We start from the raw sequence: 12,827 nt of genomic DNA, 5'->3' as shown, positions 1-12,827 counted from the left end.
AAGGGCACCGCGTTCATTCAGGATGGGCGCGTTATCGTTGACGATCTTCGCGAGCAAGCTCGCTCCTACAGTGGATGGTGCACATAGCTAGTTAGCGTGGGCTCCTTGATTGATCCAGGTGCCAATCAAATCCCGTTCCTGCTGGGTCATCTGGGTAATGTTGCCCAGCGGCATGATCTGGCTCGCCACCGCCTGTGCCTGAATCCGTGCCGCTTGTTGCTGGATCTGCTGCGGCGTATCAAACATCACCCCGCCTGGTGCAGCGCTGAACAGCGGGCTGGTGGGCTTGGCTGAATGGCACACGGCGCAACGTTCTTGAATCACGCTGTGCACCTTGCCGAAGTCCGTCGAAGCCTGGGCCGGTGCTGGATCAGCAGCGGGTGCAGGTGCTGCGGGTGCTGCGGGTTTGGCGCCGCCGCCCACTGCGGTTTCCGGCAATGGTTGGTATTGGATGGTGGTCGCAGCCTTGGCCACGTCCGGAGCAGTCGCCACCGGCTTGGGGCCGGTGACATAGGCCAGGCAAATCATCGCCAGGGCGCCGACCGGCAGGGTCCAGGCGTATTTCTGGCTGTTATGGCGGGTGTTGAAGTAGTGGCGCACCAATACCGCCGCCACCGCGATCCCGGCCAGGATCAGCCAGTTGTATTGGCTGCCATAGGTGCTCGGGAAGTGGTTGCTGATCATGATGAACAGCACCGGCAAGGTGAAGTAGTTGTTGTGCCGTGAACGCAGCAAACCCTTGGCTGGCAGCGACGGATCAGGGGTGCGGTTTTCCGCGATCGCCGCCACCAGCGCCCGTTGGGCCGGCATGATGATGCGGAACACGTTGCCGACCATGATGGTGCCAATGATGGCGCCGACATGCAGGTACGCACCGCGACCGCTGAACACTTTGCTGAAGCCGTAGGCCGCGCCGATCAATAGCACGAACAGGATGAAACCGAGCAGGGCAGGGCGCTTGCCCAGGGCCGAGTCGCAAAGAAAGGAGTAGATGAACCAGCCCGCGAACAGTGAGCCAATGCCCAGCAATACGCCTTCGCTACCGCTGAGACTGCTGCCGGGGGCAAGCAGGTACAGCGTCGGGTTGAGGTAGAACACCACGCACAGCAAGGCTACGCCTGACATCCAGGTGAAGTAGGCCTCCCATTTGAACCAGTGCAGGTTGTCCGGCATGGTCGGCGGGGCCAGTTTGTATTTTTCCAGGTGATAGATGCCACCACCATGGATCGCCCACAAGTCGCCGGACAGGCCGTCCTTGGGGTTGACGCGGTTCAGGTTGTTTTCCAGCCAGACGAAGTAGAACGAAGCGCCGATCCAGGCGACGCCAGTGATCATGTGAACCCAGCGCACGCTAAGGTTCAGCCATTCCATCAAATGTGCTTCCACAGTCTTTACCTCTCGCTTGTCACCCTTGTTGTCAGGTGATCAGGCCTTCTCTTATTGGTGGGGGGCAAGGATCAACTGCTCATCCTCTTTGAAAAAATGCTCATCGCAGTTATTGCCTGTGCCACTGCGATCAACCACCAGGAAGTCATCCCGCTTTTCGATCGTCAGCACCGGGTGGTGCCAGACGCCGCGATGGTAATTAATGCCCTGCCTGCCGTTGGTGACGAAGGCGCGGACCAAGCCTGATACAGGTTCATCGCCAAGTGGCGCGACCACGATCAGAAAGGGATTGCCGAGCAGCGGTATGAAAGCCTGGCTGCCCAGCGGATGTCGCTCCAGCATGCACACGGTCAGCGGCATGTCCTGCGCATCGGCGCGGAAGATGCTGATGATCGCCTTGTCCTCAGGCGTGGCCGTTTCTACGTCGGCCAGCCGGTGGAAACGCATGGTCGAACCGTTGTTGATCATGAAGTGATCGCTGCCGTCGGTTTCGATGACGTCTCCGAAAGGGGCGAAGGCTTCTTTGGTCAGGGGTTCGATCATCAGTGTGCGCATGGCTGTCTCTTAATCTGTTTGGTTGTTGATGGATCTTTGTAGGAGCAAGAACTAGGCGTCCCCCTCGCTCCTACAGACTCAGCATTACTTCGCGACCTTGCCAAGAACCCGCAAGCGGCTCACGCCACCATCCGGGAACACATTCAGACGAATGTGAGTGATTGGGCCCAGTGCCTTGATCTGCTCGGCGAAGCTGTGTTCGGCATGCATTTCCAGTTTCTGCGCCGGCAGCAGTTCGCGCCAGAACAGCGATTGGGTTTCGATCTGGCTGTCGGTGCCGCCCTTGACGAACGCGCCCTGGATCGAGCAAGTGTCCGGGTAGTTGCCTTTGAAGTGCAGGGTGTCGACGACGATTTTTTCGATCTCGCCCGGATGGCCCAACGCGACGATCACCCAGTCATTGCCAGGTGTGCGACGACGAGCGGTTTCCCAGCCGTCGCCCATGTTGATGCCACGGCCTGGGTTGAGGATGTTGCTCATGCGGCCGAAGTGTTCATCGGAGCATGCCAGGGCGCGACCGCCATTAAGTGCGGCAGCCAGGTCAACCTGTTCGTTGTCGCCCACAGCGGACCAGTCGCGAAACGGAATACCGTACACACGCAGACGTGCCACGCCGCCATCCGGGTAGATATTGAAGCGCAGGTGGCTGAACGCCTGGTCGTTGCTGATCTCGTGGAAGTGATGGCTGTTGCCCTGCAACTCAACAGCCGACAGCACTTCAACCCACTGGGTGTTTGCATCCGGCTCGCCGCAGGCCAGGAAGCACGCTTCCAGCGAGGCCGACGGCGGGTAGTTGCCGGTGAAGAATGAAGTGTCGATGTCCACGCCTTTGATCGAACCCGGCACGCCCAGGCGGATCACCGCGCTGTCGTAGCCTTCGAAGCGCTTGCGGCGTGACTCCCAGCCGTCCATCCACTTGCCGTTGTCATCGAAAACGCCCTCCTTCCACACGGCCGGGGTCGGCTGGAACAGACGGTTGGCGTCAGCGAACCAGTCATCGGTCACCGAGATGATCTTGGTGCCCAAACGGGCGTCGGCCAGGTTGACGAACTTCTCGAAAGGTACGGCGTAAGATTTCATTCTTCTTGTCTGCCTTAAATTAAGTGGCTTGGGATGCTCGCCAGGCCCTGGGCGCTGATCGCTCGGGCCAGGTCTGCTAAAGGGTCAGTAATCGGAACAACGCGATCTTGTTGATCTCGGCCAGCGCGCACTTGAACTCGGTGTCTGTTGAGTTGTGGATGCGGGTTTCGAATGCCGCGAGGATCTGATGCCGGTTGCTGCCTTTTACCGCCATGATGAAGGGAAACTTGAACTTGGCCTTGTAGGCGTCGTTCAGCTCGGTGAAGCGAGAAAACTCGTTGCTCGAGCATTGGTGAATACCCGCGCCTGCCTGTTCTCCAGTGCTGGCCGCGGTAAGCTGGCCCTGGACGGCAGCTTTGCCGGCCAGGTCCGGGTGAGCGTTGATCAGGGCCAGTTGGCTTTCGTGATCAGCGCTCAACAGGATGTCGCTCATGCGCTGGTGCAGGGTTTCGATCTCATCGATCGATGCGTCCTGGCCCAGGTCGAAGGCCTTTTCGGCCACCCATGGCGAATGTTCGTAGATGTCGGCGAAGGCGGCGACAAACTCATCGCGGCTCAGGGTCGAGGGTTTCAAGGTCTGGAAGGTGCTCATTTGGCCGCTCCCTGAAAAGGATGGGCTTGGTGCCAGTGGCGGGCAATGTCCACACGGCGGGTGAACCACACCTGCTCATGGCCTTTGGCGTATTCGATAAAACGCTTGAGGGCGGCCAGGCGTGCCGGGCGGCCGATCAGGCGGCAATGTAGGCCGATGGAGAGCATTTTCGGTGCTTCGCTACCTTCGGCGTACAGCACATCGAAGGCATCCTTGAGGTATTCGAAAAAGTCATCGCCCTTGTTGAAACCCTGGACCTGGGTGAAGCGCATGTCATTGGTGTCCAGGGTGTAGGGGATCACCAGGTGCGGCTTGCCGGTCGGGTTGTTGGGTTCCCAGTAGGGCAGGTCGTCGTCATAGGTGTCGCAATCGTAGAGGAAACCGCCTTCCTCCATCACCAGCCGCCGGGTGTTGGCGCCGGTGCGCCCGGTGTACCAGCCCAGTGGGCGCTCGCCGGTCAGTTCGGTGAGGATGCGGATAGCTTCGAGCATGTGCTCGCGCTCCTGGGCCTCGTCCATGTGCTGGTAGTCGATCCAGCGATAGCCGTGGCTGCAGATCTCGTGGCCTGCGGCGACCATGGCGCGGATCACATCCGGATGGCGTTGGGCGGCCATGGCCACGGCGAAGATGGTCAGCGGGATATCGAATTCTTTAAAGAGTTTGAGGATGCGCCACACGCCGGCCCGGCTGCCGTATTCGTAGAGCGACTCCATGCTCATGTTGCGCTCGCCTTGCAGCGGTTGCGCCGAGACCATTTCCGAGAGGAAAGCTTCCGACTCTTTGTCGCCATGCAAGATATTGCGCTCGCCGCCTTCTTCGTAGTTGAGTACGAACGACAGGGCGATACGGGCCTTGCCCGGCCAGTGAGGGTGAGGAGGGTTACTGCCGTAACCGATCAGGTCGCGTGGATAGTCAGCGCTCACTGCAGTCTTCCTTCTTGTTCGTGGTAGCAATGGTGTGGCGGCCGGGCAGCGAAAAGACTGAGTGGCGTCACAGCGATGAGTGATTGTATACAACTTATCGCCAACTTTGTAAGCCTGAATTTCTGCATTTTTTCCGAACGGCCTACCTTGTACGGTATTGCAATAAACCTGCCTGACTGGACAGCTAAATCAAAATAAACACTCGTCCACTGTAGGAGCGAGCTTGCTCGCGAAAAACCTGAGAGCACCACGGTAAACCGAATGTGCTGCGTCATCGTTGACGATTTTCGCGAGCAAGAACTAGGCGTCCCCCTCGCTCCTACAGAAACGATGTCCACGCCATAAAACTGGCCTGTTGAATTTATTGTGTACAATTTTTTTAGAAAGTGTCTTAATTAGGCATCGCCGGCTTATTTCATGCCCTGAAAAGGTGCGGCTTTTTTCTCACCAACTTCGGAAGGCTCGCGACCCATGGGACGACTGACCACACACGTTTTGGACGCCGCACATGGCTGCCCCGGCAGCGCCATCAAGGTTGAACTGTACCGCGTCGAAGGCACGCAACTGGAGTTGGTGGCCAGCACGCTGACCAACAACGACGGCCGTTGCGACGCACCGCTGCTGCAAGGTGACGACTACCGCAGTGGCGTCTATCAGTTGCAGTTCAGCGCCGGTGATTACTACCGCGCCCGTGGTGTGCACTTACCTGAACCGGCCTTTCTTGACGTGGTGGTACTACGTTTCGGTGTCAGCGCCGAACAGGACCATTACCACGTGCCCTTGCTGATCTCGCCTTACAGCTATTCGACCTATCGCGGTAGCTGAGTCGTCACCTCGCTTCATACCCCACGCTCTTCGTTGGTTTCGCCCGCTCACACTGCGGGCTTTTTTTTGGCTAGCGGCTCAATAATGAGGCCGCCCCTGCGCCACTGAATAACCCCGCGCTGATCCGGTTGAACCAGCTCTGGCCCTTGCCACTGCGCAAATACCGCGCCGCGCCATGGGCACCCAGGCCGTAGGCCAATTTGCACAGCAGATCCAGAACAGTCCAGGTGGCAATCATGATCAGCAACTGCGGTAGAAACGGTTGCTGGCTACTGAGGAACTGCGGCAAAAAGGCGGCAAAAAACAAGATGTCCTTGGGGTTGCTCGCACCTAGCACAAAGGCTCGGCTGAACAGGGCGCGAAAGCGTGGAGTCGGCGCGGTTTCAGGCACTTCGGCGCCATGGGCCGGTTGGCGTGATTGCTGCCAGCTCTGCCAGGCGAGGTAGAACAGGTACAGCGCGCCGACAATTTTCAGGGCGCTGAACAGTTGCTCCGAGGCCAGCAACAAGGCGCCCAGGCCCAGGGCCGAAGCGCTCAGCAGGCAGATCGAGGCAAACACCCCGCCGAGAAACGCTGGGTACGAACGGCGCAGGCCGTAGTTCAAGCTGTTGCTGATCATCAACAACGACAGTGGGCCTGGGATTAGAATCACCACCAGCGCAGCGCCGCTGAACAGCAGCCAGGTTTCCAGACTCATTGCATTCCTCCATTCGTACAAAAGCCCCACCCGACGGGGTGAGGCGGGATCACGCGTGCAGGCCTACAGGAACGCAAATTTGGCGATGAAAATCGCGCAAAGAACCCACAGGCTGACGGAAATTTCCTTGTGTTTACCGGTACCGGCCTTAAGCACCACGTAGGTGATAAAGCCCAGGGCGATGCCGTCGGCAACGGAAAAGGTCAGGGGCATCATGATCGCCGTGACAATTGCCGGAATGCTGTCAGTAGCGTCGTCCCAGTTGATGTGAGCCATGCCGCTCATCATCAGCATCGCCACATAGATCAAGGCACCGGCGGTGGCGTAAGCGGGAATCATGCCAGCCAACGGAGCAAAAAACATCGCCGCGATAAACAGCACGCCCACGGTCACCGCCGTCAGCCCGGTGCGCCCACCGGCTGCCACGCCCGCCGCGCTTTCCACGTAGCTGGTCACCGGCGGTACGCCGACCATGGCGCCGAACACGCTGGAGGCACTGTCGGCTTTCAGGGCGCGTGATAGGTTTTCGATCTTGCCGTGCGCATTCACCAGGCCTGCCCGCTGTGCGACGCCCATCAGCGTACCGGCGGTGTCGAACATGTGTACAAACAGAAAGGCGAATACCACGCTGATCATGCTGACATTGAAGACACCCATCACATCCATCGCCATCCAGGTCGGCGCCAGGCTCGGTGGGGCGGCGACAATACCTTTATATTGCACCAGGTCCAGGCCCCAGCCGGCGAGCGTCACGGCGATGATGCTGATCAGGATCGCGCCGAACACACGGTGATAGCTGAGCACCGCGATCAACAGAAAGCAGATGGCCGCCAGCAGTGGGGCAGGTTCATGCAGGGAGCCAAGCTTGATCAGGGTGGCCGGGCTCTCGACGATGATGCCAGCGGTTTTCAGGCCGATGACGCCGAGAAACAGGCCCACCCCTGCGCCCATGGCGTGACGCAGGCTCACCGGGATGCTGTTGAGCAGCCATTCACGGATGCGCGACAGGGTCAGGATCATGAACAACACGCCGGAGATGAACACTGCTCCCAGCGCGGTTTCCCAGGTGTAGCCCATGGTGCCGACCACGGTGTAGGTGAAAAATGCATTCAGGCCCATGCCTGGCGCCAGGCCCACCGGCCAGTTGGCGTATAGGCCCATCAACAGGCAACCCAGGGCAGCGGCGATACAGGTGGCGACGAACGCCGCACCGTGATCGATGCCTGCGTCGGCCATAATGTTGGGGTTGACGAAAATGATGTAGGCCATGGTGATGAAGGTCGTGAGGCCGGCGATCAGCTCGGTCTTCACTGTGGTGCCATGCAAGCTGAGTTTGAACAGGCGTTCCAGCCAGCCGTGCTTCGTGGAAGAGAGGTGCGGCGAGGCGAGGTTCAGCGGGGCTTCGGATTTGCGGCTTTCCACAGCGAGTACTCCTCAAGAGTTTTATTGTTATTTCCAGCGCCGGACACATGAGTGGGCAGCGGCGCTTTGAGGTACGTCAGGCTTGCGGGTTTTGTTGACCATTAGGTCAGGAACTCGCACGAAGCGAATTATGCTTTTGTATACAAATAAAGCAAATAATGTTTTATATTTTTTGTGCGAAAGAGATGAAAGGCAATTCAGGATTGGCCGCCCAGCGCCTTGTTCACCGCCAACCAGCCATTCACCGCCGTCTCCCCGGCGTCGGCAAACGCCCGCTGTAACAGCTTCACCTGTTCGCGGCGCAAGGATTGTTCGAAACGCAATCCTTCCTCGGTCAATTCCAATAGGCGCTTACGCTTGTCGGTCTCGCAGGCGACGCTGTTCACCAGGTGCATTTCCTGCAATTGGCGTAGCGGTATGTTTAACGCTTGCTTGCTCACGCCGAGCAATTGCAGCAGTTCTTTCACGCTCAAGGCTGGGTAGCGGGCGATAAAAAACACCACGCGCTGGTGCACGCGGCTCAAGCCCCGGCGTTCGAGCATTTCATCGGCCTTGGCGGTAAAGGCCTGGTAGCCGAAGAAAAATGCCTCCATGGCCGCTTGCTGGGTGGTCTGGTTTTTAAGGTCAAGCATATTGACGTATCTACCCGAGTCATCGTAATTTCGGTCAACCAGTTTGACGTATTCTTCCCTGGCTTTGCTACCGGTGACCTCTATGGCTTTCTCCGAACGTGTCTCGCGCCTTAAAAGTTCCTTGATCCGTGAAATCCTCGCGGCGGCCCAGCGGCCGGAGGTGATGTCCTTTGCTGGTGGCCTGCCGGCCGAAGCTATGCTGCCCAAGCTTGATTGGGAAGACATGCCGCTGAGTATCGGCCAGTACGGCATGAGTGAAGGCGAGCCGCAGTTGCGTGAACTGCTGGCTGCCGAGGCGCGGGCATTGGGTGTGCAGTGCGAAGACAGCCAGGTGTTGGTGGTCAGTGGCTCCCAGCAAACCCTGGACCTGGCGGCCAAGCTGTATATCGACCGAGGCACGAAAGTCCTCCTGGAAGGGCCGACCTATCTGGCGGCGTTGCAGATTTTTCAACTGTTCGGCGCCGATTGTCTGACGGTGCAGCTTGAGGCCGATGGCCCTGATCTGGCGGCCCTGCGCAACAGTCTTGAACTGCACCGCCCTGCATTCATCTACCTGATCCCGACCTTCCAGAATCCGTCGGCGGTGCGCTACAGCGAAGCCAAGCGCGACGCGGTGGCGGCGTTGCTCGATGAATTCGGCGTGACACTGATCGAAGACGAACCCTATCGTGAACTGACCTTCGACGGCGGCAGCGCCCGGCCGATTGTCAGCCGTTTGAAGAAAGCCAGTTGGGTCTACACCGGGACCGTGTCCAAGACCTTGCTGCCAGGTCTGCGCGTCGGTTACCTGATCGCCAGCCCCGACCTTTTCCCCCATCTGCTCAAGCTCAAGCAGTCGGCGGACCTGCACACCAATCGTGTCGGCCAATGGCAGGCGATGCAGTGGATTGGCACTGAAAAGTACCGGCAACATCTGGTTGAGCTGCGCAGTTTCTATCGGGTTCGCCGCGACGCATTCCAGGTGGCGCTGGAGCGGCATTTCGCTGAATTGGCCGACTGGCAGGTGCCCCAAGGCGGATTATTCTTCTGGCTGACCTTGAAACAGCCGCTCGACACCCGCACTTTATTGGATCAAGCGCTCGATCAGGACGTCGCGTTCATGCCCGGTGAACCGTTCTTTTCAGAGCCGGACCAGCATCACGGTCATTTGCGGCTCAATTTCAGCCACATTGACCCGCAGCGCCTGGACGAAGGTATCAAGCGTCTCGCTGCGGTGGTCCGCCAAGCACAGCTCGCGCAAGCGGCATAAGGGGAGCCCCATGTACAAGGTTTATGGCGATTACCGTTCGGGCAACTGCTACAAGGTCAAATTGATGCTCAACCTGCTGGGTATCCCGTACCAGTGGGTGGACGTGGATATCTTGAAAGGCGACACCCAGACGGCCGAATTCCTGGCAAAGAACCCCAACGGCAAGATCCCGGTGCTGGAACTGGAAGACGGCACTTGCCTGTGGGAATCCAACGCGATCCTCAACTTCCTGGCCGACGGCAGCGAATTCCTGCCAACCGAACCGCGCTTGCGTACGCAAGTGCTGCAGTGGCAGTTTTTCGAGCAGTACAGTCATGAACCGTACATTGCAGTAGCGCGGTTTATCCAGTCTTACCTGGGGCTGCCGGAAGATCGCCTGGAGGAATACAAGACCACCCATAAAGGCGGCTACAAGGCCTTGAAGGTCATGGAAAGGCAGCTGCAAGCCACGCCGTACCTGGTGGGCGATCAGTATTCCATTGCCGATATTGCCCTGTATGCCTACACCCATGTCGCTCATGAAGGTGGTTTTGACTTGAGCCCTTATCCGAGCGTGCAGGCCTGGCTGAAACGAGTGGCCAGCCATCCGAAACATGTGGCGATGCTGGACTGATCGCGAGCCAATGTAGGAACAGCAGGGTTTCAGGCCGCCGTAAACCGCTTGTCCAGGTAATCGATGATCACCTTGGAGTCATACATCCAGGTGGTCTGGCCGTTCTCTTCAATGCGCAGGCACGGCACTTTGATCTTGCCACCCTGTTCCAGCAGCGTCTGGCGATCCTGTTCATTGTTCTTCGCGTCTTTCAATGCTACTGGCACGTTCAGGCGGTGCAAGGTACGGCGGGTCTTCACGCAGAACGGGCAGGCGTGGAACTGATACAGGGTCAGGGCCTTGGCCGACTGGTCGACCACCGCCTGGGCATTGGCCGGGCGCTGTTGTTTGCGCGGGCGGGTGATGAAGTCGACAAAGATGATGACTTGGCCGAGGCCTATTCGAAGCGCTTTGACTAACACGGTTAAAACCTCTTGCCCATGAACGAAGGGGCGGCAGCTTACCTGATTTTCGATAGGCGAAAAAAAACCGGCGATGAATGCCGGTTTTCTTTTGTGCAGCCTGTTATTTGATCAGGCTGAGAAACTCGCTACGGGTCGCCGCGTTTTCGCGGAACTCACCCAGCATCACCGACGTGATCATCGATGAATTCTGTTTCTCCACACCGCGCATCATCATGCACATGTGCTTGGCCTCGATCACCACGGCCACGCCCAGGGCACCGGTCACCTGCTGAACGGCATCGGCGATCTGGCGGCTGAGGTTTTCCTGGATCTGCAGGCGGCGGGCGTACATGTCGACGATACGCGCGACCTTCGACAGCCCCAGTACTTTGCCGCTGGGGATATAGGCGACGTGGGCCTTGCCGATGAACGGCAGCAAGTGGTGTTCGCACAACGAGTACAACTCGATGTCCTTGACCAGCACCATTTCACTGTTGTCGGAGCTGAACAAGGCACCGTTGGTGACTTCTTCCAGAGTCTGTTCATAACCGCGGCAAAGGTACTGCATCGCCTTGGCGGCACGTTTTGGCGTGTCGAGCAGGCCCTCGCGGGAGACGTCCTCGCCGAGTTGGCCGAGGATCGCGGTGTAATTCTGTTCCAGGGACATGAAACTACCTGTGGGATTTTCGCAAAGTGCAAGGGTACGGTGGCCGACACATCGCTGCAAGCCTGACGATGGTACTTGTTACTCGTCGCGCCCTTCCATCATCGTGCGCTTGAGCATCACATACACCGCGCCAGCACCGCCGTGGCGCGGTTGGCAGGAGGTAAAGCCGAGCACCTGGGAATGCTGGCGCAACCAGGTATTGACGTGGCTCTTGATCATCGGGCGCTTCCCATCCAGGCGCACAGCCTTGCCGTGGGTGACGCGCACGCAGCGGATTTCGAATTTAGTGGCTTCGGCAAGGAAGGCCCAGAGGGTTTCACGCGCCTTTTCCACGGTCATGCCGTGCAGGTCGAGGCTACCCTCGAACGGAATCTGGCCAACCTTGAGCTTGCGCATCTGGCTTTCCTGGACGCCGTCGCGGACCCACATCAGCTCATCTTCGGGGCCGACGTCGATGACGAACTGATCAGACAGGCCGTCCACCGTGGTGGCGTCAGTACGCACCGTGGCCGCTTGGCGCAGCTTGGCGATCTGCGCACGGTCGGCCTTGGGTTTGCCGGTTTCAGCGCGCTCGTGCTTGATGGGCTTGATGCCTTGAGTCGCGCTTTTGAACAGGGAAAAATCGTCGTCTTGCATGTCAGCCTCCGCGAAGGGCGGGCAGTTTACCCAAATCGAGGTGCCAGAGGCGGGACAAAACGCTATCAGTGTTTTTTTAGTCGTGTTTTTTCATCAAGTGCGAGGCGATGCTCAGCTCTAGCGGCTGACGCATGCGCCGCCGGCAACGGCGCCACAACCACACGCCAAACCACAGGATCAACAGGCCAATCACCAGCACTACGGCAGAACCGCCCGGGCTGGCATTCAGCTCGCCAAGAGCCGGTGAGTGTCCCAACAGACTTGCGGCCCCGGCCATCGCCAGCAACACGCCCAACATCGCCAAAAGCGCGGCAAAGCCAGCGCCCAGACGCAGACGCCAGTTGCTCGGGCCCTTGGGGCGCAAGCGACGAGCATCAAAACCATCGGATATCTTCATTCCGACCTTTCCTCAAGGGTATCGGCCCTTCGACCGGAAGATGGACAGGTTGTTCCGGGTACAGAGGCAATTGCAGAAAATGAGAGGTTTTTTGCGGATGAGCGGGGCCGCAATGGCTGCACCGCTCATCGATAGGTCGATCAGATCAGATCTTTGGTCAAGGCGAGTGTGGCGAAGTTGTCGGCCATGATGGCCATCTCGGTTTGCTGCACATGCTCGGCGCTGAGGATGCCGCCCTTGTAAGGCAGGTCGCGGGTGGCGCAGGCATCTTCCACCAAGGTGCAGCGAAAGCCCAGGTTCTTCGCTGCGCGCACGGTGGTGCTGACACTGGAGTGGCTCATGAAGCCGCAGACGATCAGGTCCAGGGAGCCGAGGTCCTGCAGGCGCTTTTCCAGGGCTGTGCCATGGAAGGCGCTGGGTAGCAGCTTGCCGATGATGGTTTCTTCACCTTCAGGCTCAAGCCCCGGGATGAATTCACCGCGTTCGCCCTGTGGGTCGAACAGACCGCCCACAGTGCCCAAGTGGCGCACATGGACAATCGGACGCCCGGCGTTGCGTGCCGCAGCCGTCAGTTGTTTGATGTTTTCGACAGCTGCCTCCATGCCCGACAGGGCAAGGGGGCCGCTCAAATATTCTTTCTGGGCATCGATGATCACAAGGGTCGCGTGGCTCAAGTTGGCCGGTGCGTAACCACGACCGCTGAGTTGAAACATCGTCTTTGGAACGGACATTCTGGGGCTCCTGTGAGTGGGGCTTTTGCGACATTGTCC

The 12,827-nt window shown here is 58.8% G+C and carries 16 protein-coding genes and 1 pseudogene; 3 read left to right on the top strand and 14 right to left on the bottom strand.

The genetic code is table 11. From position 1 onward, the window contains the following. Window positions 1–87 precede the first annotated feature (87 nt). The 6 genes and pseudogenes from ACZRJ6_RS20385 to ACZRJ6_RS20360 all read right to left on the bottom strand — a co-directional run. Window positions 88–1,386, bottom strand: a complete 1,299-nt coding sequence (locus ACZRJ6_RS20385) for a urate hydroxylase PuuD (RefSeq protein WP_463969749.1) — start codon at window positions 1,384–1,386, stop codon at window positions 88–90. A 51-nt stretch (window positions 1,387–1,437) separates the two neighbouring features. Then, a complete protein-coding gene (locus ACZRJ6_RS20380; RefSeq protein WP_149411529.1) occupies window positions 1,438–1,941 on the bottom strand; it encodes an ureidoglycolate lyase in 504 nt (167 codons plus the stop codon). Between the two features lie 84 nt (window positions 1,942–2,025). Further along, window positions 2,026–3,021: an allantoicase gene (alc, locus tag ACZRJ6_RS20375; RefSeq protein ID WP_463969750.1), complete on the bottom strand. Its 996-nt coding sequence runs from the start codon at window positions 3,019–3,021 to the stop codon at window positions 2,026–2,028. A gap of 76 nt (window positions 3,022–3,097) precedes the next feature. Next, window positions 3,098–3,613 carry a 2-oxo-4-hydroxy-4-carboxy-5-ureidoimidazoline decarboxylase gene (gene uraD, locus ACZRJ6_RS20370; protein WP_463969751.1) on the bottom strand — a complete coding sequence of 172 codons (516 nt, stop codon included), beginning with the start codon at window positions 3,611–3,613 and terminating at the stop codon, window positions 3,098–3,100. After that, a complete protein-coding gene (gene puuE, locus ACZRJ6_RS20365) occupies window positions 3,610–4,536 on the bottom strand; it encodes an allantoinase PuuE (protein WP_463969752.1) in 927 nt (308 codons plus the stop codon). The genes uraD and puuE overlap by 4 nt, the downstream gene beginning before the upstream one ends. A 207-nt stretch (window positions 4,537–4,743) precedes the next feature. Next, window positions 4,744–4,833, bottom strand: a pseudogene (locus ACZRJ6_RS20360) (outer membrane lipoprotein carrier protein LolA); the annotation flags it as partial. Window positions 4,834–5,007: 174 nt separating this feature from the next. On the opposite strand from ACZRJ6_RS20360, the gene uraH reads away from it, so the two are divergent. Continuing rightward, complete coding sequence (uraH, locus tag ACZRJ6_RS20355) at window positions 5,008–5,361, top strand: hydroxyisourate hydrolase (RefSeq protein ID WP_463969753.1); 354 nt, start codon at window positions 5,008–5,010, stop codon at window positions 5,359–5,361. Window positions 5,362–5,431: 70 nt separating this feature from the next. On the opposite strand, the gene ACZRJ6_RS20350 is transcribed toward uraH, so the two are convergent. The 3 genes from ACZRJ6_RS20350 to ACZRJ6_RS20340 all read right to left on the bottom strand — a co-directional run bounded on the left by ACZRJ6_RS20350 (window position 5,432) and on the right by ACZRJ6_RS20340 (window position 8,112). Continuing rightward, on the bottom strand, window positions 5,432–6,058 hold the full coding sequence (locus tag ACZRJ6_RS20350; RefSeq protein WP_463969754.1) for a LysE family translocator: 627 nt from the start codon (window positions 6,056–6,058) through the stop codon (window positions 5,432–5,434). Window positions 6,059–6,121: 63 nt separating this feature from the next. Beyond that, window positions 6,122–7,480: an NCS2 family permease gene (locus tag ACZRJ6_RS20345; RefSeq protein ID WP_463969755.1), complete on the bottom strand. Its 1,359-nt coding sequence runs from the start codon at window positions 7,478–7,480 to the stop codon at window positions 6,122–6,124. A gap of 197 nt (window positions 7,481–7,677) precedes the next feature. Beyond that, window positions 7,678–8,112: a MarR family winged helix-turn-helix transcriptional regulator gene (locus ACZRJ6_RS20340; protein ID WP_463969756.1), complete on the bottom strand. Its 435-nt coding sequence runs from the start codon at window positions 8,110–8,112 to the stop codon at window positions 7,678–7,680. An 82-nt stretch (window positions 8,113–8,194) separates the two neighbouring features. Between ACZRJ6_RS20340 and ACZRJ6_RS20335 the strand changes: the two genes are divergently transcribed. Next, entirely contained in the window at window positions 8,195–9,361 is a 1,167-nt protein-coding gene (locus tag ACZRJ6_RS20335; RefSeq protein WP_463969757.1) for an aminotransferase-like domain-containing protein, read from the top strand. 10 nt (window positions 9,362–9,371) lie between these two features. Continuing rightward, window positions 9,372–9,974, top strand: a complete 603-nt coding sequence (locus tag ACZRJ6_RS20330) for a glutathione S-transferase family protein (RefSeq protein ID WP_463969758.1) — start codon at window positions 9,372–9,374, stop codon at window positions 9,972–9,974. 29 nt (window positions 9,975–10,003) lie between these two features. Here ACZRJ6_RS20330 and ACZRJ6_RS20325 read toward each other — a convergent pair whose 3' ends face one another. The 5 genes from ACZRJ6_RS20325 to ACZRJ6_RS20305 all read right to left on the bottom strand — a co-directional run bounded on the left by ACZRJ6_RS20325 (window position 10,004) and on the right by ACZRJ6_RS20305 (window position 12,788). Then, window positions 10,004–10,375: a glutathione S-transferase N-terminal domain-containing protein gene (locus tag ACZRJ6_RS20325; protein ID WP_463969759.1), complete on the bottom strand. Its 372-nt coding sequence runs from the start codon at window positions 10,373–10,375 to the stop codon at window positions 10,004–10,006. A gap of 103 nt (window positions 10,376–10,478) precedes the next feature. Continuing rightward, window positions 10,479–11,024 (bottom strand): GTP cyclohydrolase I FolE, encoded by a 546-nt coding sequence (gene folE, locus ACZRJ6_RS20320; protein ID WP_003204506.1) that lies wholly within the window; start codon window positions 11,022–11,024, stop codon window positions 10,479–10,481. Window positions 11,025–11,102: 78 nt separating this feature from the next. Beyond that, complete coding sequence (locus ACZRJ6_RS20315; RefSeq protein ID WP_463969760.1) at window positions 11,103–11,660, bottom strand: Smr/MutS family protein; 558 nt, start codon at window positions 11,658–11,660, stop codon at window positions 11,103–11,105. Window positions 11,661–11,736: 76 nt separating this feature from the next. Beyond that, window positions 11,737–12,057 carry a hypothetical protein gene (locus ACZRJ6_RS20310; RefSeq protein ID WP_133098960.1) on the bottom strand — a complete coding sequence of 107 codons (321 nt, stop codon included), beginning with the start codon at window positions 12,055–12,057 and terminating at the stop codon, window positions 11,737–11,739. Between the two features lie 140 nt (window positions 12,058–12,197). Continuing rightward, the gene (locus ACZRJ6_RS20305; RefSeq protein WP_463969761.1) at window positions 12,198–12,788 is read right to left on the bottom strand and encodes a cysteine hydrolase family protein; all 591 of its coding nucleotides are present in this window, start codon (window positions 12,786–12,788) and stop codon (window positions 12,198–12,200) included. Window positions 12,789–12,827: the final 39 nt, after the last annotated feature.

It is taken from the genome of Pseudomonas sp. C321 (assembly GCF_055407105.1).
Note: the sequence above shows the minus strand (reverse complement) of the source record. Positions and strands in the feature narration are given on the sequence as shown.

What these genes read in the sequence shown, in the direction of transcription:
- ACZRJ6_RS20310 (WP_133098960.1), bottom strand. Translation starts at nt 12,057, where the DNA reads ATGAAGATATCCGATGGTTTTGATGCTCGTCGCTTGCGCCCCAAGGGC.
- ACZRJ6_RS20335 (WP_463969757.1), top strand. Translation starts at nt 8,195, where the DNA reads ATGGCTTTCTCCGAACGTGTCTCGCGCCTTAAAAGTTCCTTGATCCGT.
- ACZRJ6_RS20350 (WP_463969754.1), bottom strand. Translation starts at nt 6,058, where the DNA reads ATGAGTCTGGAAACCTGGCTGCTGTTCAGCGGCGCTGCGCTGGTGGTG.
- ACZRJ6_RS20330 (WP_463969758.1), top strand. Translation starts at nt 9,372, where the DNA reads ATGTACAAGGTTTATGGCGATTACCGTTCGGGCAACTGCTACAAGGTC.
- alc (WP_463969750.1), bottom strand. Translation starts at nt 3,021, where the DNA reads ATGAAATCTTACGCCGTACCTTTCGAGAAGTTCGTCAACCTGGCCGAC.
- uraH (WP_463969753.1), top strand. Translation starts at nt 5,008, where the DNA reads ATGGGACGACTGACCACACACGTTTTGGACGCCGCACATGGCTGCCCC.
- ACZRJ6_RS20305 (WP_463969761.1), bottom strand. Translation starts at nt 12,788, where the DNA reads ATGTCCGTTCCAAAGACGATGTTTCAACTCAGCGGTCGTGGTTACGCA.
- uraD (WP_463969751.1), bottom strand. Translation starts at nt 3,613, where the DNA reads ATGAGCACCTTCCAGACCTTGAAACCCTCGACCCTGAGCCGCGATGAG.
- ACZRJ6_RS20315 (WP_463969760.1), bottom strand. Translation starts at nt 11,660, where the DNA reads ATGCAAGACGACGATTTTTCCCTGTTCAAAAGCGCGACTCAAGGCATC.
- folE (WP_003204506.1), bottom strand. Translation starts at nt 11,024, where the DNA reads ATGTCCCTGGAACAGAATTACACCGCGATCCTCGGCCAACTCGGCGAG.
- ACZRJ6_RS20380 (WP_149411529.1), bottom strand. Translation starts at nt 1,941, where the DNA reads ATGCGCACACTGATGATCGAACCCCTGACCAAAGAAGCCTTCGCCCCT.
- ACZRJ6_RS20340 (WP_463969756.1), bottom strand. Translation starts at nt 8,112, where the DNA reads ATGCTTGACCTTAAAAACCAGACCACCCAGCAAGCGGCCATGGAGGCA.